This is a genomic window from Streptomyces sp. NPDC001709 (genome assembly GCF_053596375.1).
Genome location: NZ_JBSFGB010000150.1, coordinates 1 through 1,352 on the forward strand (window position 1 = coordinate 1; position 1,352 = coordinate 1,352).

Here is a 1,352-nt window from a genome sequence, read left to right on the forward strand (position 1 = left end):
GATCAGGGCCTGCTGGAGTTCGTGGGCCGGGTCGACGACCAGGTCAAGATCCGCGGCTTCCGCATCGAACTCGGCGAGATCGAAGCCGTACTGGGCCGCTTCCCAGGACTGTCCCAGGTCGCCGTCATAGCTCGTGAGGACCAGCCCGGCGACAAACGCCTCGTGGCCTACGTGGTCACCGAGGCCGGCACCGACACCGTGGACACAGAGGCCCTGCGTGCCCATGCGGCCGGCCTGCTGCCGGAGTACATGGTGCCCTCCGCGTTCATGGTGCTCGACCGACTCCCCCTCACCACCAACAACAAGCTGGACCGGCGGGCCCTGCCCGCCCCGGACATGTCGACGACGGCCGGAGCCGGGCGCGGTCCGCGGACCCCGCAGGAGGAGATCCTGTGCGGCCTGTTCGCCGAGGTCCTGGGCGTGCCCGCGGTCGGAATCGACGACAGCTTCTTCGAGTTGGGCGGCCACTCCCTCCTCGCCACCCGCCTCATCAGCCGCATCCGTTCGACCCTGGGGGTCGAACTCCCAGTACGCACCCTCTTCGAAACCCCCACCATCGCCACCCTCACCGCCCAGATCGCGGAAGCGGGTTCAGCCAGGCCCGCGTTGACCGCGACGGAGCGTCCGACACGGATCCCGCTGTCACCGGCGCAGAACCGACTGTGGTTCCTGAACAAGCTGGAGGGTGCGAATGCCACCTACAACGTTCCGGTGGCGTTCCGGATCACCGGGGACCTGGACGCGGATGTCCTCGAACAGGCATTGAACGATGTGGTGGTACGGCACGAGAGCCTGCGGACGGTCTTCCAGGAGATCGACGGAAGCTCGGCCCAAGTAGTGCTGGGAACGGACGCCGTCGACCTAAAGCTGCACCAAGTCATCTGCTCTGCAAATGAGTTGGACACAGCGCTGCGCGAGACGGGACATTACGCATTCGACTTGGCCGCCGAGCTCCCGCTCCGGACGACGCTGTTCACCGTTGGCCCCGACAAGCACGTCCTGCTGCTGCTCATGCATCACATCGCGAGCGACGGCGCCTCGATGGGGCCACTCGGACGTGACGTGGAGACCGCGTTCCGCGCCCGGCTCCAGGGCCAGGCACCGGCGTGGTCCGCGCTCCCGGTGCAGTACGCCGACTACACCCTGTGGCTGCACGAACTCCTCGGCGCGGAGGAAGACCCCAGCTCCCTGCTGAACAGGCAACTGGGCTTCTGGACAAGCGCCTTGGACGGAATTCCCGACCAGCTTGAGCTGCCTTTCGACCGTCCTCGGCCGAAGGTGGCCGACTATGGCGGCGACACCGTCCCGATCAGGATCGACGCCGAGCTGCACCGTGCGCTGCTGGGCCTGGC

The 1,352-nt window shown here is 67.2% G+C and carries 1 protein-coding gene; it reads left to right on the forward strand.

The window, feature by feature from the left end; translation table 11 throughout:
- The coding region (locus tag ACWC0C_RS48365; protein WP_450871554.1) for a condensation domain-containing protein at nucleotides 1-1,352 on the forward strand (1,352 nt) is incomplete at both ends.